Here is an 18725-nt window from a genome sequence, read left to right as displayed (position 1 = left end):
GAAGCGCGGCAGCGCTTCGGGGGGGGGCCTACCGGGCCACAGGCATCGTGAATTCGGCGCCCTTGGCGATGCTGTCCGGCCAGCGCTGCATCACGCTCTTGTAGCGGGAATAGAAGCGGATGCCTTCCTCGCCATACGCGTGGTGGTCGCCGAACAGCGAGCGCTTCCAGCCGCCGAACGAATGCCAGGCCATGGGCACGGGGATGGGCACGTTGATGCCTACCATGCCCACCTTGATCTGGCGGGCGAAGGCGCGCGCCACGCCGCCGTCGGAGGTGAAGCATGCGACGCCGTTGCCGAACTCATGCGCATTGATCAGCTCCACCGCGCTGGCGAAGTCCGGCACGCGCACGATGCACAGCACCGGTCCGAAGATCTCTTCGCGGTAGATGTTCATGGCGGGCTTCACGTTGTCGAACAGCGTGCCGCCCAGGAAGAAGCCCTTCTCGTTGCCGGGCACCGTCAGGTCGCGGCCATCGACCACCAGGTCGGCGCCGCTGGCGATGCCGTCCTCGATGTAGCCCATCACCTTCTTGCGGTGCTGCGCGGTCACCAGCGGGCCCATTTCGGCGTCGGCCTGCATGCCGTCCTTGACCACCAGCGCCTTGACGCGCGGCGTGAGGCGTTCGACGACCTTGTCGGCCACGTCGCCCACCGCCACGGCCACCGAGATGGCCATGCAGCGTTCGCCCGCGGAACCGTAGGCCGCGCCCATCAGCGCGTCGGTCACCTGGTCCAGGTCGGCGTCGGGCATGACCACGAGATGGTTCTTGGCGCCGCCCAGCGCCTGCACGCGCTTGCCGCGCTTGGTGCCTTCAGCGTAGATGTACTCTGCGATGGGCGTGGAACCGACGAAGGACAACGCCTCGACGTCAGGGTGCGAAATCAGCGCGTCCACGGCGAGCTTGTCGCCATGCACCACGTTGAAGACGCCGGCGGGCAGGCCCGCTTCGGCCAGCAGTTCGGCCAGGCGCACGGAGGCGGAGGGATCGCGTTCGGACGGCTTGAGGACAAAGGTGTTGCCGCAGGCGATGGCAACGGGGAACATCCAGCACGGCACCATCATCGGAAAGTTGAACGGCGTGATGCCGGCCACCACGCCCAGCGCCTGGCGCATGCTCCAGTTGTCGATGCCGCCGCCGATCTGGTCGGAATACTGGCCCTTGAGCAGTTGCGGAATGCCGCAGGCGAATTCGACGATCTCGATGCCGCGCATCACTTCGCCCTTGGCGTCCGAAAACACCTTGCCGTGTTCACGGGTGATCAGCTCGGCCAGTTCGTCCTGGTGCTTGTCCAGCAGCGCCTTGAAGTTGAAGAGGATGCGGGCGCGCTTGAGCGCCGGCGTCTCGGACCAGGCGGGGAAGGCCGCCTTGGCGGCGGCCACGGCCAGCGCCACGTCGTCGTTGGAGGCCAGGGGGATCGCCGAGCAGATCTCGCCGGTGGCCGGATTGAAGCCGTCGGCGTAGCGGCTGCTGCCGCCCTCGTAGGGTTGGCCGTTGATGAAATGGGAAATCTTCTTCATGGGTGTAAGGCTCGGTGCGGGAATTCGTCAAGAATGCGGTGGGCGGCCGCGCGGGCCGCCCGTCTGCGGAACTGGCGCCCTGGGCGGGCGCGCGGCTGGGGAATACTCAGGCAACCTCTTTCAGGATCTTGCCGATCTGCTCGAAGATCTGGCCGATCTGGGCTTCGTCGATGATGAGCGGGGGCGAGACGGCGATGATATCGCCGGTATAGCGCACCATCAGGCCGCTGTCGAAGCAGCGCTGGAAGACTTCGGCGGCGCGCGCGCCGGGGGCGCCCTCGCGCGGGGCCAGTTCAATGCCGGACACCAGGCCCAGGTTGCGCACGTCGATGACGTGCGGCGCGCCCTTCAGGCCGTGGGCCGCGTCCTGGAAAGCGCCGGACAGCTTGCGCGCGCGGCCGAACAGGTCTTCGCGGCGATAGATGTCCAGGGTGGCCAGGATGGCGGCGGCCGCCAGGGGGTGCGCCGAATAGGTATAGCCATGGAAGAACTCGATGCCGCCCGCCGGTCCGTTGACGATGGCGTCGTGGACTTCGCGCTTGACCGCGACCGCGCCGGCCGGGACGGCGGCGTTGCTCACGCCCTTGGCCATGGCGATGATGTCCGGCGTCACGCCGAAGAACTCGGAAGCCGTGGCGGCGCCCAGGCGGCCGTAGGCGGTGATGACCTCATCGAAAATCAGCAGGATGCCGTGCTTGGCGGTGATTTCGCGCAGCTTCTCGAGGTAGCCCTTGGGCGGGATCAGCACACCCGTGGAGCCGGCCATGGGCTCGACGATCACGGCGGCGATGGTCGAGGGGTCGTGCAGGGCGATGATGCGTTCCAGCTCGTCGGCCAGGTGGGCGCCCCAGGCGGGCTGGCCCTTCGAGTAGGCGTTGTGTTCCAGGTTATGGGTGTGGGGCAGGTGGTCCACGGCGGGCAGCAAGGCGCCCGAGAAGGTCTTGCGGTTGGCCGAAATGCCGCCCACCGAGATGCCGCCGAAACCCACGCCGTGATAGCCGCGCTCGCGCCCGATCAGCCGGGTGCGCTGGCCTTCGCCGCGCGCGCGGTGGTAGGCCAGGGCGATCTTCAGCGTGGTGTCCACGGATTCGGAGCCGGAGTTCGTGAAGAACACGCGGTCCAGGCCCTGCGGCATCAGGCCCGCGACGGCGGTGGCGGCCTCGAAGGCGAGCGGGTGGCCAAGCTGGAAGCCCGGCGCGTAATCCATGACGCCGGCCTGGCGGGCGATCGCCTCGACGATTTCCTCGCGGCCGTGCCCGGCGTTCACGCACCACAGGCCGGCCGTGCCGTCCAGGATCTGGCGCCCGTCGGTGGACGTGTAGTACATGCCTTTGGCCTTGGCCAGCATGCGCGGCTGGGCCTTGAACTGCTTGTTGGCCGTGAAAGGCATCCAGAGATGGGACAGGTCGGGCAACTGGGCGGGGGCGTTCATGGTGACTCCGGAAGAGGGACAACCGCGGCCGCCGCGAAACGCGCGCAGGCAGCGGGATTCGGACGATTCTGGAACGTCCCGCCGCGAATGAAAATATACAATCCGCGCATTTGGCGCTAACTGTATAGTTACGAGCACCACAACTGTACAGTTAGTCCGTGATCGACTTCCATCCCATCCGCGGTCGCGGGGCCGCGCCCACCCTCGTCGAGCAGTTGGTCGCCGCCATCCTGCGCGCCGTGGAGGCGCAGACCCTGCGTCCGGGTATGTCCCTACCCTCGGTCCGCGAGTTTGCGCGCCAGCATGGTGTCAGCACCTTCACGGTGGCCAGCGCCTACAGCCGACTGGTGTCGCAGGGCTGGCTGGCCGCCCGCCCCGGCGCGGGCTACCGGGTGGCCTCGCCGGACGCGCCGGCGCGGCGCGCCGAACCCCTGTCCTGGGAGCCGCCCCGGCTGAATGCCGGGTGGCTGCTGTCGGACATCTTCGCGGACCATTCCATCCCCATCAAGTCGGGCTGCGGCTGGCTGCCGGGCGAGTGGCTGAACGAGGAAGGGCTGCACATGGCGCTGCGCCACATGGGGCGCGTGCCGGCGATGCGCATCGCCAACTACGGCCATCCGTATGGCTACGCGCCGCTGCGCGAGACCATCGCCGCCAGCCTGAGCGCGCAGGGCATGGAGGTCGAGGTGTCGCAGGTGCTGCTGACGCAGGGCGTCACGCATGGCCTGGACACGGTGATCCGCACCTTGCTGCGGCCCGGCGACACGGTCGTCGTCGAGCAGCCTGCCTATGCCAACCTGCTGCAGTTGTTGCGCCTGGCGGGCCTGCGCGTCATCGCGGTGCCGCGCAGCATCGACGGCCTGGATTGCGACGCGCTCGAGCGCGTGGCGGCCCAGCACCGGCCGCGCGCGCTCTTCATCAATACCGCGCTGCAGAATCCCTCGGGGGCGAGCATCAGCATGCCCAATGCGTTCCGGATCCTGCAGGCGGCCGAGCGTCACGGGCTGTGGGTGGTGGAAGACGACATCTCGCGCGAACTGGCGCCGGGCGTGACGCCGATGCTGGCGGCGCTGGACGGCGCGCGCCGGGTCGTCTACCTGGGCGGCTACTCCAAGGTCATCAGCCCGTCCGTGCGGGTGGGCTATGTGGTGGCGCACCGCGACCTGGTCCGTGACATCGCGCGCACCAAGATGGCGGTCGGCCTGACCACCCCCGAGATCATGGAACGCATCGTGCACCAGGTGATCCGCGAAGGCCGGTACCGCGCGCACATCGCGCGCACCCGCGAGCGGCTGGCGCAGGCGCACACGGAAGTGGCCGAACAGATGCGCCAGCATGGCTTCGAGATCCATGGACGGCCGCAGGGCGGGCTGTTCCTGTGGGCCAAGGTGGCGGGGCAGTGGCGCGAACGCGGCGCCAACGGCCTGGCGGAGCTGGCGCTCAAGGACGGGATCTGGCTGGCGCCCGGGTCCTACTTCGAGGCCGACGAGGCCGACACGCCGTGGGTGCGCTTCAATGTGGCGTATTCGGCGGCGCCCGCGCTCTGGCGCTTCATGCGCAATGCGGGCGCGGCATAGGGCCGCCCGGCCTCGGTTTCAGGCATGCGGGCTTCCGGCTGACGGACTTCCTGCGCGCGCGCTTCAGGCCCGTTCGTAGGTGACGAAGTCGTAGCGGTAGCCGTTCTCGGCGGGCTGGGGCTCGCGCGCGGTTTCCTTCCATTGGAACGACGGCAGCAGCGGGAAGAACGCGTCGCCCTCGACCTCGGCATGGACTTCGGTCGCCAGCACGCGCCGGGCCAGCGGCAGGGCCTGCGCGTAGATCTGCGCGCCGCCGATCACAAAGGCTTCCTGGACGTCGCCACAGGCGGCCACGGCGGCCTCCAGCGTCGGCGCCAGGATGGCGCCGGCGGCGCTGAAATCGGGGTTGCGGCTGATGACGATGTTGCTGCGGCCGGGCAGGGGGCGGCCCAGCGAATCCCAGGTCTTGCGGCCCATGATGATGGGGTGGCCCAGCGTGCTGCGCTTGAAGTGCGCCAGGTCGCCCGGCAGCTTCCAGGGCAGGGCGTTGTCGCGCCCGATGGCGCGGTTGAGGGAGTAGGCGACGATCAGGGTAAGGCTGGCGGGCATGCGTGCTGGCAACATTAAGGGTTGGGCCGGAGAAACGCCGTAAGCGTAGCAAATTGCGCCGGCCCCAGCCGGTCACTGCACCGCGTGTTCCAGGAATTCGGTGGCTGGCATGGGCTTGCCCAGGAGAAATCCCTGCAACGAATCGCAACCCAGCCCGGTCAGGAATTTCTGCTGCGCCGCCGTTTCCACGCCTTCGGCGACGATGCGCAGATTGAGCTGCTGCGCCAGGGCGACGATGGCCGCGACGATGGCCGCGTCTTCATGGTCATGATCGAGCTGATTCACGAAGCCGCGGTCGATCTTCAGCTCGGTGGCCGGCAGCCGCTTCAGATACAGCAGGCTGGAGTAGCCCGTGCCGAAGTCGTCGATGGAGATCGTCACGCCCAGCTCGGACAGGCGCTTGAGCACCGTCATGCTGGCTTCGGCGTCGCGCATGGCCGTCGATTCGGTCACCTCGATCGTCAGGCATGAGGGCGGGATCGCATGCCGCGCCAGCGCCGAACGCACGGTTTCGACCAGGCTGGCATGCGAGAACTGCAGCGCCGAGATATTCACCGCGATGGTCCAGTGGCCCTGGCCGACGTCGATCCATTCCCGCATCTGGCGGCAGGCCTCGTTGATCACCCAATCGCCAATGGACAGGATCAGGCCGGTCTTCTCGGCCGTGGGGATGAACTGGTCCGGGCCCACCAGGCCGCGCGTCGGGTGGTTCCAGCGCAGCAGCGCCTCGGCGCCCATGATCGGGCCGGCAGGCGCCTCGTACTTGGGCTGGTAGTGCAGGACGAACTCGCCGCGCTCCTGCGCCAGGCGCAGGTCGTGCAAGAGCTCGATCTGCTCGTGCGCGTCCGCGTTCATGGAGGGCTCGAAGAAGCTGTAGCCGGTGCCGCCCAGCCGCTTGGCGTGGTACATGGCGGCGTCGGCATTGGTCAGCAGGGCGTGCGTGTCCTCGCCGTCGTTCGGATAGACCGCAATGCCCACGCTGGACGTCACCAGCACGTCGTGGCCGTAGACCGTGACGGGGCGGGCGATGGCGTCGATCAGGCGGTCGGCGACGTTGGCCGCGTCGGTGGGTTCGAGCACCTCGCTCAGCACGATGAATTCATCGCCGCCCAAGCGGGCGACCGTGTCCTGGGTGCGCAGGGCCTGCCGGATGCGTTGCGCCAGGTCGATGAGCAGCGCGTCGCCGGTGTGGTGTCCGTAGGCGTCATTGACCGCCTTGAAGCCGTCCAGGTCGAAGAACAGCACCGCAAAATGGCCCCGGCGGCGGCTGGCGCTTTCGATGGCCTGTTCCAGCCGGTCTTCCAGAAGAATGCGGTTGGGCAGTTTGGTCAGCGTGTCGTGCAGCGCGAGCTGCACCAGTTCCTCGTTGGCCTCGGCCAGCGACGAGGCGAGGGCGGACGTGCGCGCTTCGAGCCGGTTGTCCAGCACCGCGACGACCAGGGCGATCGCCAGCACGCTCAGCGTGACGGCGGTCACGGCGATGGCCAGCCAGCCGGCCGAGATGCCGGCGTCGGCGGCCATGCAGATGCTGCCTGCCGGAAAGCCCGCCGCCTCCATGCCCGTATAGTGCATGCCCACGATCGCCAGTCCCATGACCACCGCGGCCAGCGGGCGCGACAGCGCCACGCGCGGACCATCCTGGCGCAGCCGGTACGTGATCCACAGCGCCGCGCCCGAGGCGGCAATGGCGATGACCACGGAAAGCGCGAACCACCGCGGGTCGTAGTCGATCCCGGGCGACATGCGCATCGCGGCCATGCCGAGATAGTGCATGGCGGCGATGCCCGAGCCCATCAGCACGGCGCCCGCGGCCAGGCGCCTGGCGGGCAATTCGTCCTTGCAGACCATCCACAGCGCGAAGGCCGAGCAGCCGATGGCGATCGCCAGGGACAGCACGGTCAGGGGCAGGTCGTAGCCCATCGCGATGGGCAGGCTGAACGCGAGCATGCCCACGAAATGCATGGCCCAGATCCCGACCCCCATCGCGAACGCGCCGCCCGCCAGCCAGTACTTCGCGGCGGGCAGTCCGCTCGATGCCCTCACGCGGTTGGCCATGCCCAACGCCGTGTATGACGCCAGGACGGCGACCCCTAGGGATACGAGGACGAGCGAAGGGTTATAAGTTCCAACGAGCATTTGTGGGGTCCTGTCCTAAGCGCATACAGCCGCCGCGCGGGGCACGAATTTCAAATCAATTGGTAGTCAACAGTTGCATTCCGAACGCAAGGAGATTCCTGCTCTCGACGCTGGCTATTCTCACACTCTCTTTATAGGGATGGGGGATTGGGCGGAGCAACGCCAGCGGTCGGCGGAGTTCGGGCGAGCGGCATGGCGCGCCCATGGAGCCGGTCGAAAGCGGCGGGGCGCGCGGCATGCTGGACGCGCGTCCGTGGCTAAGGGATGGGTTATACCGAAAACGCGCTTCCAGAAGCTCACCAATCTTCACCTGCTGTGGGGCGTGCAAGGAACCGGGGGCCGGGCGGCTGCCCGGCGCGTTGTTGATGCGCCCTGAAAGGCGGGCGCCGGCGCGCGGCCGGCGCGGAAATCAAACGGCCATGGCGGCCGTGAGCGGTGCGTGATGGGTGTAGCCGGACAGGGAGAAGTCGCCCGGCTCGACCTTTTCCAGCCATTCGGGCTCGTAGAGGCCCGTCACGGCGAAATCGGGGATGCGGTCCGAGAGGACGAGGCGGGGAGACTCGTACGGCGTTCGAGTCAGTTGCTCGCGCAGCATCGGCAGATGGTTTTCGTAGATGTGCGCATCGCCGATGAAGTAGGTGAACCACCGGGGCGTGTAGCCGGTCAGGCGTCCCACCAGGTGCAGCAGCGCCGCCCCTTCGGTCAGGTTGAAGGGCGTGCCCAGGCCCACGTCATTGGAACGGATATAGAGGCAAAGCGAGATCTCGCGCGTCGTGGCGTTGGGCAGGAACTGATACAGCAGATGACAGGGAGGCAGCGCCATTTCCTCGATCTGGGCCCAGTTCCAGCCGTGGAACAGAATGCGGCGGTCGCCCGGACGCTCATGGATGGTATCCAGGCATTGCCGCAATTGGTCGACGGCCTTGTACATCAGTACCTTGGGTGCGCCGCCTTCGTCCAGGTCGGCCACCTTGGCGTAGCCGCGCGACAAGGCGTCTTCGATCTGCGCCGTGCGGCTGGCGTCCAGCACCTTGTAGGCCGGCCACTGGCGCCACTGCACGCCGTAGACGGGGCCGAGGTCATCCGGGCCTTCGCGGTAGGGGTTCGCCAGCCACTGGGCGTTTTCGTTGGCATTCTGGTCCCAGACCTTGCACCCGAGGTCGCGGAATTCCGCCGCGCTGCGGGAGGCGCGCAGGAATCCCACCATTTCACCGATGGCCGACTTGAAGGCCAGCTTCTTGGTCGTGACGGCGGGAAAGCCCTGCTGCAGGTCAAAGCGCAGCGAGGCGCCCGGCATGCTGAGGGTGCGGATGCCGGTGCGGTTTTCCTGCCACGAGCCCGTGTCTAGGATGGATTGAACGAGGTCCAGGTATTGTTTCATGGCGATCCTTGTGCCTGCCCGCCCGGCGGGTCAAGCACGCGCGCCGCCGCGATTGTGTCGCGGCGGCGCCTGTATGGAGATAAGGCAAGCCGAATTACACCACGGCCGCGCAGGGCGGCTCAGGCGGTGGCGGCGGCTTCCTGGGTGTCGACGATGTCGACCGAAAAAGTCATGGCCGCGGTCTTTTCCAGCATGGCCGAGGCCGAGCAGTATTTCTCGTGGGACAGTTGCACGGCGCGCTCGACCGCCGCCCGCGGCAGGTTGCGGCCCGTGACGGTGAAGGCGAAGTGAATGCGGGTGAAGACCTTGGGGTCGGCATCGGCGCGCTCGGCCTGCAGCTTGACGCTGCAGCCGGTGACGGCGTGGCGGCCGCGCTTGAGGATGAGCACCACGTCATAGGCGGTGCAGCCGCCCGTGCCGGCCAGCAGCATTTCCATGGGGCGGGGCGCCAGGTTGTGTCCGCCGCCGTCCACGGCGCCGTCCATCACGGCCACATGGCCGCTGCCCGTGCTGGCGGTAAAGAGCATGCCATTGGGGCCGCCCCAGTCGATCGTGCATTCCATTTGCGTGAGTCCTTGAGCTTTGAGCGCTTGAGCGCAGTCAATGGCTGATGATACCCGTTGCGTACAATCCCGGACACGAGAATCCCGCCCCGCGATAGGGGCGGAGTGCGTCTGATTTGCCTAGGAGCTGCCATGTCCACCACGTTGCCCAAACCCGGTCCCGTCTCGCTTCGGCGCCGCCACGGTCCCCTCGACGCCTTGCTGGCCGAAGCGGATCGCGCGTTGCGGGTATTGTCGGGCAGCGCCAGCGCCGGCCGGCCGTATCCGGCCACCGCGCAGGAATCGCCGCAAGCCATGTCGGCGCAGGAAAAACGCCACGCGGCCGGGCTCATGCGGGTCAATCACGTCGGCGAAGTCTGCGCCCAGGCGCTGTACCGCGGCCAGGCCTCCGTGTGCCGGGACCCCGCGCCCCGCGCGCTCCTGCTCAACGCCGCCGCCGAAGAAGTCGACCATCTGGTCTGGTGCAACGAGCGCCTGACCGAACTGGGCAGCCGTCCCAGCCTGCTGAATCCGCTCTGGTACGCCGGTTCGTTTGCGCTGGGCGTCATGGCCAGCGTGGCCGGTGTGCCGCGCAATCTGGGCTTCATGGCCGAAACCGAAAGGCAGGTCGAGGACCATCTGGACGAACATCTACGCACCTTGCCGGTGCAAGACGAGCGATCGCGCCAGATCGTCCAGAGGATGAAAGAGGACGAGGCCCAGCACCGCGCCAGCGCCGAGCAGGCGGGGGGCGTGCCGCTGCCCACGCCCGTGAAAACGGCGATGCGGGCCATGTCCAAGGTCATGACGACCACCGCTTACTGGATCTGAAACGGGCTTTCCGGAAATGTTGCAATGCGCAAATCAGGCTGCGTCTTGGTGCCTGATGCACCTATTTGGTGCGATTTCCAGGGTGGGATTACCCGTTGTTTTTTAGGGTTAGTCCGCAACGGGTAAACCCCTTCGGCAAAAACCCGGTTTTTTGGAAAGACGTTGATTGGCGCGGGTTTCCGCAGGGGGCGCGCAAAATTTGCGGCAAAAAAGCAACGCAGAAACCCTCGCTGAAAACAGCGCAAAAAAATTCTTGCAACGCACAAAAAACATGGGTACTATTCAGTCATCGGATGTTGAAACGCAGACGGCGCGGTGAAAACCCCGTCAGCGCAGTGAGCAGAAGGCCCGCTCCCAACATGCCACGGTTGTCTCCTCCACCCTCCTCCTTTGGTGGATTTAGCCCGAGATCTCACGATCTCGGGCTTTTTTTTGCCTTGGATTATTCTGTCCCTATTTGTTAGGAGCGGTAAGGCCACCGCGCCAGACCGCCGGCGCATTGCCGCGGGTCGGACTTCGCGTTTTCCCTTGGATTTTTCGCTTGCCCACGGGCGGAACGCTCTACAATCGCTTCATGAAACCAGTACTGTCGGGCGCTGGCGCGCCAGCGCCTTCCTGTCACCTGCGCGGCGGACACAACGCGCGCTTGCGCGAGTTACGTTCTGTGCCGCGGAATTGCACTTCTTTATCCCTCCCATATATGGGCGTTACACCTGCCTCCGATAATGGCGGGCCTGTCTCGATAGACCAACCAGAGGTGATCCAGTGACCTGGCTGTACATATGCGTGGTCGCGTTCATGGTGGGGGGACTCATCGTGGCGTCCGAGCGCTGGCATGGCGCTTTTACCGGCGATAGCGACCTCAACAAGCCCCAAGCCAATCATTCCCGCGCGACGCCCCGCGTCGGCGGTCTGGCGGTGCTTGCCGGTACGCTGGCCGGTCTGCTGGTCCTTGGACCCAGCAACATGACCCTTACCTGGCTGTGGCCCGCGCTCTTCGTCGCGGCGTTGCCCGTTTTCGTGGCCGGCCTGCTTGAAGACATCACCAAAGATATCGGCGCCAGCAAACGCCTGCTGGCGGCCTTCCTGTCCGCGGCCATCGCGTGGTGGCTGCTCGGCGGCGTCAGCCGTGTCGGCATGGCGCCTGTGGATTACGTGCTTTCGTTCTGGCCGGTCTCGCTGCTGTTCACCATGTTCGCGGTGGGCGGCTGTACCCATGCCCTGAACATCGTCGACGGCATGAACGGCCTGGCCGGCATGGTCGCCACCCTGATGGCGGTGTCCATCAGCCTCGTGGCGCTGCAGGTCGGCGACGTGCCGATCTTCCTGGTGGCGGCGGCGCTGGCGTCGGCGACCCTGGGCTTCCTGGTGTGGAATTTCCCGTTCGGGCGCGTGTTCCTGGGAGATGGCGGGGCTTATTTCCTGGGCTTCATGCTGGCCGAGCTGGCCGTGCTGCTGGTCGTGCGCAACCCGTCGGTGTCGCCGTTCTATGCCCTGGCGGTCCTGTTCTACCCCGTCTTCGAAACCGGATTTTCGATCTGGCGCCGGCGCTTCAAGCGCGGTGTGCCGGTGGACCAGCCGGATGCGCTGCACCTGCACCAGCTCGTGTTCCGCCGGCTGGTCCGTGTCACCTTCAGCCGCGGCCGGCGCCATGCCGTGCCCGCGCTTTGCAATGCGCTGGCGTCCCCGTACATGTGGGTCCTGGCGCTGATCGGGCTGGTGCCGGCCACGATCTGGTGGGACAACGCCTGGGCCCTGAGCGCCAGCCTGGTTGTCTTTGCCAGCGTCTACATCTGGCTGTATGCGCGCCTGGTCTCCTGGCGCCGCCCGGGTTGGCTGTTGCTGCCGTCCGTGCTGCGAACCACCGATTAGTTTGAGTGCCCCGGCGATCGCCGCCGGGGGCTCGGTATCCATCACCAGACCATCTTTAAAATGCCGTAAACGTTCTACGGTGAAGGGAGAGTTATGTTGCGAATCCAGGATGTGAAACTCGCTGTCGTCGGCCTTGGCTACGTCGGTCTGCCCCTGGCCGTGGAGTTCGGCAAGAAGCGCCCGGTCATCGGCTTTGACATCAACACGCGCCGTATCGACGCGTTGAAGGCGGGCCACGACCACACGCTGGAAGTCAGCGATGCCGAACTGGCCGAAGCCAAACAGCTGAGCTACACCGCCGATCGCGCTGAATTGGGCGAAGCCAACGTCTTCATCGTGACCGTGCCGACGCCCATCGACGAGTACAAGCAGCCGGATCTGACCCCGTTGGTCAAGGCCAGCGAGACCATCGGCGCGGTGCTCAAGCGCGGCGACATCGTGATTTACGAATCCACCGTCTATCCCGGCGCCACCGAGGAAGACTGCGTGCCGGTCCTGGAGCGCGTGTCGGGCCTGAAGTACAACGTGGACTTCTACGCCGGCTACAGCCCCGAGCGCATCAACCCGGGCGACAAGGAACACCGCGTCAGCACCATCAAGAAGGTCACCTCCGGTTCCACGCCGGAAGTTGCCGAGCTGGTGGACCAGCTCTACAAGGAAATCATCACCGCCGGCACGCACAAGGCGCCGACCATCCGCGTGGCCGAGGCCGCCAAGGTGATCGAAAACACCCAGCGCGACGTGAACATCGCGCTGATCAACGAGCTGGCGCTGATCTTCAACAAGATGGACATCGACACCGAAGCCGTCCTGCAGGCGGCCGGCACCAAGTGGAACTTCCTGCCGTTCCGCCCGGGCCTGGTGGGCGGCCACTGCATCGGCGTGGACCCGTACTACCTGACGCACAAGGCGCAGTCCATCGGCTACCACCCCGAAATCATCCTGGCGGGCCGCCGCCTGAACGATTCGATGGGCGGCTACGTGGTGTCGCAGCTGGTCAAGTGCATGACCAAGCGCCGCATCCACGTGCAGGGCGCGCGCGTGCTCGTGATGGGCCTGGCCTTCAAGGAAAACTGCCCCGACCTGCGCAACACGCGCATCGTGGACATCGTGCGCGAGCTGGGCGACTACAACGTCGAAGTGGACGTCTACGACCCGTGGGTCGATGCCGACGAAGCCATGCACGAGTACGGCCTGACCCCGGTGGCCAAGCCCGAGGAAGGCAAGTACGACGCCGTGATCCTGGCGGTGGCGCACAACCAGTTCAAGGACATGGGCGCGGCGGGCATCCGCAAGCTCGGCAAGGCCGACCACATCCTGTACGACCTGAAGTACGTGCTGTCGCCCGCCGACTCCGACCTGCGTCTGTAAAGGATCCAGCGATGACCACACGATTCGAGACTGTCACCCAGGAACTGACCGCCGCGCCGCGCAAGTGGCTGGTGACCGGCTGCGCCGGCTTCATCGGTTCGAACCTGCTGGAGACCCTGCTCAAGCTGGGCCAGACCGTCACCGGCCTGGACAACTTCGCCACCGGCCACCAGCGCAACCTGGACGAGGTGCGCGCGTCCGTCTCTCCGGAACAATGGGCGCGCTTCACCTTCATCGAAGGCGATATCCGCGACCTGGACGCGTGCCGCCGCGCCGCCGACGGCGTGGACTTCGTGCTGCACCAGGCCGCGCTGGGGTCGGTGCCGCGTTCGCTCAATGACCCCATCACCACCAACGAAGTCAACATCAGCGGCTTCCTGAACATGCTGGTGGCGGCGCGCGACGCCAAGGTCAAGTCGTTCGTCTATGCGGCGTCCAGCTCCACCTACGGCGACCACCCGGCGCTGCCCAAGGTCGAAGAAAACATCGGCAAGCCGCTGTCGCCCTATGCGGTGACCAAGTACGTCAACGAACTGTACGCCGACGTCTTCGCGCGCTCTTACGGTTTCGAGACGGTGGGCCTGCGCTATTTCAACGTGTTCGGCAAGCGCCAGGACCCGGACGGCGCCTATGCCGCCGTGATCCCGAAGTGGACCGCCGCGATGATCCAGGGCAAGGACGTCACCATCAATGGCGACGGCGAGACCAGCCGCGATTTCTGCTTTGTGGAAAACGCGGTGCAGGCCAACATCCTGGGCGCGATGGCCGCGCCCGAAGCCCGCAACCAGGTCTACAACGTGGCGGTCAGCGGCCGCAGCACCCTGAACCAGCTCTTCAACTTCCTGGTGCAGGCGCTGGGCAACCAGGGCGTGGACTACGGCAAGCAGCCGGTCTACGGCGACTTCCGCGCGGGCGACGTGCGTCACTCCCAGGCCGACATCGGCAAGGCCAGCCGCCTGCTGGGCTACGCGCCCACGCACACGGTGCTGCAAGGCCTGGAAGTCGCCATGCCCTGGTACACGCAATTCCTGCGTTGATTTGAAAGCACTCGTCCGAAAACTCGGCAACATCCACCCGGACCATCAGCGCATCTTCAAAGGCGCGTTCCGGGTGGCGGTGTTTCTGTTGCTGGGCAAGGCCGCCGGCGCCATCAAGGAGATGGCGGTGGCGTACCGCTACGGCGTCAGCGATGCCGTGGACGCCTACCAATTCACGATGACCATGGCCACCTGGCTGCCGGTCACGATCGTGGGCGTGCTATCGGTGGTGCTGATTCCGGTGCTGGTTCGTTTGCACCGCGCCGGCGGGGCCGAGAAAGCCCTTTTCCTGCGCGAATTGCAGGGCTGGGTCGCCGCCGCCGGCGTCGCGCTGGCGCTGCTGACGTGGTTTGCCTGGCCCTATGTGGTGGACCGGCTGGGGCAGGGCCTGTCGGCGCAGGTGCGCGACATGACGGGCGACCTGCTTGTGGCCTTTGCGCCCGTGGCGGCATTGCTGCTGGTCGCCGGCATCAGCGCCGCGCGGCTGCGCGCACAGGAGCGGCACGTCAACACGCTGCTGGACAGCGTGCCGGCCGTGACGACGCTCGCCTGGGTCATGCTGGCCGCCAGCGCGGACGGCGTCGGGCCGCTGTTGTGGGGCACGCTGGTCGGTTATGCCATCCAGACCGTCTGGCTGGCCTGGCTGGCGGCGCGCGCGGATGGCGGATTCTGGGGCGCGCCGCGCCTGTCGCTGTCATCCCCGCACTGGCCCGAGCTGATGGGCGCGGCCGGCGTGATGCTGATCGGCCAGGTTGCCATGAGCTTCGTGGGCCCGCTGGACCAGTACGCCGCCGCCAACCTGGGCGCCAACGCCAACGCGACACTGGGCTACGCCAGCCGGCTGCTTTCGCTGCTGCTGGGCATCGGCGCGGTCTCCGTGGGGCGCGCCGCGCTGCCGGTGCTGGCCGACGTGCAGGCGCGCGGCGACACGGCGCGCGCACGCAGCATGGCCCTCAAGTGGTCGCTCCTGATGCTGATCGCGGGCGCCGCCGCGGTGGCGCTGGGCTGGGTCCTGGCGCCGTGGGGCGTGTCGGTGTTGTTCCAGCGGGGCGCGTTCACCGCCGAAAACACCGCCGCCGTCGCGCACGTGCTGCGCTGGGGGTTGCTGCAGCTTCCGTTCTATTTTGGCGTGCTGATCCTGGTGCAACTGCTGGCCAGCCAGAACCGCTACCGCATCATGGCCGCGATCGCCGTCGGCAATTTCGCGCTGAAGGCCGTGCTGAACACCGTGCTTGCGCCCCGCATGGGCGCGGCCGGCATCATGCTGGCGACCAGCCTCATGTATGTGCTGTCCTTCGCGTGCTACCTGGCGGTGGCGATGCGCAAGGCCGAACCCAAGGAGGCCGATTGAATGTCCGTAGCCGACTCCGCCCGTCCGGCGCGCGTGTTGCTGTTCATCCATTCCCTGCATGGCGGGGGCGCTGAGCGCGTCGCCGCCGACCTGAGCGCCCATTGGGCGGCCGAGGGCAGCGAGGTCATGGTGGTCACGCAGGCCGGCGCCGAAGGCGACGTCTACGCACTGCACCCCAAGGTGCGGCGCGAGGTCCTGCATACCGCGGGCGAGGGCGGCGGGCTGCGCGGCATCCTGAGCAACCTGCAGCGGGTGCGCGCGCTGCGGCGCGTGGTCAAGGCCTTCCGGCCGGACATCGTGCTGGGCATGATGACCACCGCGTCGGTGCTGTCCGTCCTGGCCTGCGCCGGACTGGGCTGCCGCGTCATCGCCACCGAGCATACCCATCCGCCGTCCCAGACCCTGTCGGGCTTCTGGCAGCGGCTGCGCCGCCTGACCTATCCGCGCGCCGCGCGCGTGGTCGCGCTGACCCGGGGCACCGCGGACTGGCTGGAACAGCACGTGCCCGGCTCCCGGCTGGCGGTCATCCCCAATCCCGTCCACTTCCCGCTCCCGCGCGCCGAGCCCATCCTGCCGCCGGCCGCGCAGGAAGGCCGCAAACGGCTGCTGGCGGTCGGGCGCCTGCATGGCGACAAGGGATTCGACCTGTTGATCCAGGCCTTCGCGCGGCTGGCGCCATCGCATCCTGCGTGGGATCTGGTTATCCTGGGCGAGGGCGGCGAGCGCCAGGCGCTGGAGGCGCAGGTGACCGAGGCGGGGCTGCAGTCGCGCGTGTCGATGCCGGGGCGCGCCGGCAACGTCGGCGACTGGTACGACAGCGCCGATCTTTACGTGCTGACCTCGCGCTTCGAGGGGCTGTCCAACACCTTGCTGGAGTCCATGGCGAGCGGGCTCGCGGCGGTGTCGTTCGATTGCGATACCGGGCCTCGCGAGATCGTGCGCGACGGCATCGACGGCGTGCTGGTGCGGCCCAACGGCGACGTGGCCGCGCTGTGCAAGGCGCTGGACGCCGTCATGCGCGATGACAATGGCCGCGCGCGCATGGCGCGGGCGGCAACGGACGTGCGCGACCGCTTCTCGGCCGCGCGCGTGCTGCGGAAATGGCAGGAACTTTTTGACGGCGTGCGGGCGACGGGCCGCTAGGGCCCCGCGCGCGCCGTTGCTACGGTGACCACGAGAATCTCATCATGTGTGGAATAGTCGGAATTTGGGGCCCGGTGGGGAACAAGGAACAGGTGCTGGCGGAAAGCTGCCGGCGCATCCGCCATCGCGGGCCCGACAGCAACGGGTTCTGGGAAGACGCCGACGCCGACCTGGCGCTGGCGCACGTGCGCCTGGCGATCCTGGACCTGACCGAAGCGGGCCACCAGCCCATGACGTCCGCCTGCGGCCGCTATGTGATGGTGTTCAACGGCGAGATCTACAACCACCTGGACATCCGCAAGCAGCTCGAACAGTCGGGGGCGGCGCCTGCGTGGCGCGGGCATTCGGACACCGAAACCCTGCTCGCGGGCTTTACCGCGCTGGGCATCGAGGCCACGCTGCAGGCCGCGGTCGGCATGTTCGCCATCGCGCTGTGGGACAAGGCCTCGCGCAAGCTTGTGCTGGCGCGCGACCGCATGGGCGAGAAGCCGCTTTACTACGGCTATTCCGGCGCGGCGCTGGTGTTTGCCTCGGAACTGAAGGGGCTGATGCCCATTCCGGGCTTTGGCCGCAACCTGAACCGCAACGCGCTGGCCTCGTTCATGCGGCACAACTACATCCCGGCGCCGCAGTCCATCTACGAGGGCATCGCCAAGCTGCCGCCCGGCACGTGGGTCGAGTTCACGGCCGACGACGCCCGCAGCCGGCGCATGCCGGAACCGCGTGTGTACTGGTCGGCGCGCGCGGCCGCCGATGCGGCCGCGCAGTCCCGGCCGTCGTTCGAGTCCGATGCGCAGGCCACGGACGCGCTGGAAAAGGTGCTGTCCAAGGCCGTGGGCGGCCAGATGCTGTCCGACGTGAGCCTGGGCGCCTTCCTGTCCGGGGGCATCGATTCGTCGACCATCGTGGCGCTGATGCAGGCGCAAAGTTCGCAGCCGGTGCGCACCTTCGCCATCGGCTTCCATGAAAAGGGCTACGACGAGGCGCAGCACGCGAAGGCCGTGGCCACGCACCTGGGCACCGACCACACCGAACTCTACGTCACCGCGGACGACGCGCTGGCCGTCGTCCCCCTGCTAGCCGACATGTATGACGAGCCCTTTGCCGATTCGTCGCAGATCCCGACGTCGCTGGTGACGCGCATGGCGCGCCAGCACGTCACCGTGGCCCTGTCCGGCGATGGCGGCGACGAGCTCTTTGGCGGCTATTCGCGTTATTTCCGCGTGGACAACTGGTGGCGTCAGTTCGAGCGCGTGCCCGGGCTGCTGCGCAAGCCCGCGGGCGCGATGCTCAGCGCCTCCACCCATCTGCCGGGCCGGGGCGCCTGGCGCGGCAAGGTGGGCAAGCTGGGCGAGCTGCTGCGCGCCGATACGCGCGGCGAGTTCTATCGCCTCTTCGTGTCGTACTGGTCGGACCCGGCCCGCGTGGTGAAGGGCGGCGTCGAGCCCGTGTCGGAATTCGAGCGCGCCATGCAGGGATCGACCTTCTTCGAGTCGATGATGAAGCTGGACACGGTCACCTACCTGCCCGACGACATCCTGGTCAAGGTGGACCGCGCGGCCATGGCGGTCAGCCTGGAAACCCGCGTGCCGCTGATTGACCACCGCGTCTATGAATTCGCCTGGAGCCTGCCGCACCAGTACAAGGTGCGTGGCAGCACGGGCAAGTGGCTGCTGCGCCAGGTGCTGCACCGCCATGTGCCGCAGGCCCTGGTCGACCGCCCCAAGCGCGGCTTTGCCGTGCCCCTGGCCGCGTGGCTGCGCGGCCCCCTGCGCGAATGGGCCGATGCGCTGCTCGACCCGGCGCGCCTGCGCCAGGAAGGGTGGTTCGAACCCGAGCCCATCCTGCGCAAGTGGCGCGAGCACACTTCCGGCCATCGCAACTGGGACAGCCATCTGTGGGGCGTGCTGATGATGCAGGCCTGGCTGGACCGCTACCGGGCGGGCATGGATCAAGGGGGACCGATTGAGGACCGTTGACG

14 protein-coding genes are annotated in these 18725 nt (G+C 67.3%); 8 read left to right on the top strand and 6 right to left on the bottom strand.

Features of this window, described 5'->3' with window-relative positions; all coding sequences use genetic code 11:
• Positions 1–28 precede the first annotated feature (28 nt).
• Positions 29–1522 (bottom strand): CoA-acylating methylmalonate-semialdehyde dehydrogenase, encoded by a 1494-nt coding sequence (locus BXA00_RS05140; protein WP_076516804.1) that lies wholly within the window; start codon positions 1520–1522, stop codon positions 29–31.
• 106 nt (positions 1523–1628) lie between these two features.
• The gene (locus BXA00_RS05135) at positions 1629–2954 is read right to left on the bottom strand and encodes an aspartate aminotransferase family protein (RefSeq protein ID WP_076516802.1); all 1326 of its coding nucleotides are present in this window, start codon (positions 2952–2954) and stop codon (positions 1629–1631) included.
• Positions 2955–3112: 158 nt separating this feature from the next.
• Between BXA00_RS05135 and BXA00_RS05130 the strand changes: the two genes are divergently transcribed.
• Complete coding sequence (locus tag BXA00_RS05130; protein WP_076516800.1) at positions 3113–4531, top strand: PLP-dependent aminotransferase family protein; 1419 nt, start codon at positions 3113–3115, stop codon at positions 4529–4531.
• A gap of 63 nt (positions 4532–4594) precedes the next feature.
• Here the strand turns inward: BXA00_RS05130 and BXA00_RS05125 are convergent, their stop codons facing one another.
• The 4 genes from BXA00_RS05125 to BXA00_RS05110 all read right to left on the bottom strand — a co-directional run bounded on the left by BXA00_RS05125 (position 4595) and on the right by BXA00_RS05110 (position 9160).
• Positions 4595–5080, bottom strand: coding sequence for a dihydrofolate reductase (locus BXA00_RS05125; RefSeq protein ID WP_076516798.1), 486 nt, complete (start codon positions 5078–5080; stop codon positions 4595–4597).
• 72 nt (positions 5081–5152) lie between these two features.
• Entirely contained in the window at positions 5153–7216 is a 2064-nt protein-coding gene (locus tag BXA00_RS05120) for a bifunctional diguanylate cyclase/phosphodiesterase (RefSeq protein ID WP_076516796.1), read from the bottom strand.
• Positions 7217–7625: 409 nt separating this feature from the next.
• Complete coding sequence (locus tag BXA00_RS05115; RefSeq protein WP_076516794.1) at positions 7626–8597, bottom strand: thymidylate synthase; 972 nt, start codon at positions 8595–8597, stop codon at positions 7626–7628.
• A gap of 119 nt (positions 8598–8716) precedes the next feature.
• Complete coding sequence (locus BXA00_RS05110) at positions 8717–9160, bottom strand: OsmC family protein (protein WP_076516792.1); 444 nt, start codon at positions 9158–9160, stop codon at positions 8717–8719.
• 132 nt (positions 9161–9292) lie between these two features.
• Here BXA00_RS05110 and coq7 point away from each other — a divergent pair, with 132 nt between their 5' ends.
• The 7 genes from coq7 to asnB all read left to right on the top strand — a co-directional run bounded on the left by coq7 (position 9293) and on the right by asnB (position 18723).
• Positions 9293–9970, top strand: coding sequence for a 2-polyprenyl-3-methyl-6-methoxy-1,4-benzoquinone monooxygenase (gene coq7, locus BXA00_RS05105; RefSeq protein WP_076516790.1), 678 nt, complete (start codon positions 9293–9295; stop codon positions 9968–9970).
• A gap of 765 nt (positions 9971–10735) precedes the next feature.
• A complete protein-coding gene (locus BXA00_RS05100) occupies positions 10736–11842 on the top strand; it encodes a glycosyltransferase (RefSeq protein ID WP_056325286.1) in 1107 nt (368 codons plus the stop codon).
• Positions 11843–11935: 93 nt separating this feature from the next.
• Positions 11936–13213 (top strand): Vi polysaccharide biosynthesis UDP-N-acetylglucosamine C-6 dehydrogenase TviB, encoded by a 1278-nt coding sequence (gene tviB, locus BXA00_RS05095; protein WP_092581082.1) that lies wholly within the window; start codon positions 11936–11938, stop codon positions 13211–13213.
• A gap of 11 nt (positions 13214–13224) precedes the next feature.
• Complete coding sequence (locus BXA00_RS05090; protein ID WP_076516788.1) at positions 13225–14250, top strand: SDR family oxidoreductase; 1026 nt, start codon at positions 13225–13227, stop codon at positions 14248–14250.
• A gap of 1 nt (position 14251) precedes the next feature.
• The gene (murJ, locus tag BXA00_RS05085) at positions 14252–15601 is read left to right on the top strand and encodes a murein biosynthesis integral membrane protein MurJ (RefSeq protein WP_076516786.1); all 1350 of its coding nucleotides are present in this window, start codon (positions 14252–14254) and stop codon (positions 15599–15601) included.
• Entirely contained in the window at positions 15602–16744 is a 1143-nt protein-coding gene (locus tag BXA00_RS05080; protein ID WP_076516784.1) for a glycosyltransferase family 4 protein, read from the top strand. It abuts the gene before it with no gap.
• Positions 16745–16788: 44 nt separating this feature from the next.
• Positions 16789–18723: an asparagine synthase (glutamine-hydrolyzing) gene (gene asnB, locus BXA00_RS05075; protein ID WP_076516782.1), complete on the top strand. Its 1935-nt coding sequence runs from the start codon at positions 16789–16791 to the stop codon at positions 18721–18723.
• The last annotated feature ends 2 nt before the right edge of the window (positions 18724–18725 follow it).

Source organism: Achromobacter sp. MFA1 R4 (genome assembly GCF_900156745.1).
Taxonomy (GTDB): Bacteria; Pseudomonadota; Gammaproteobacteria; order Burkholderiales; family Burkholderiaceae_B; genus Achromobacter.
Note: the sequence above shows the minus strand (reverse complement) of the source record. Positions and strands in the feature narration are given on the sequence as shown.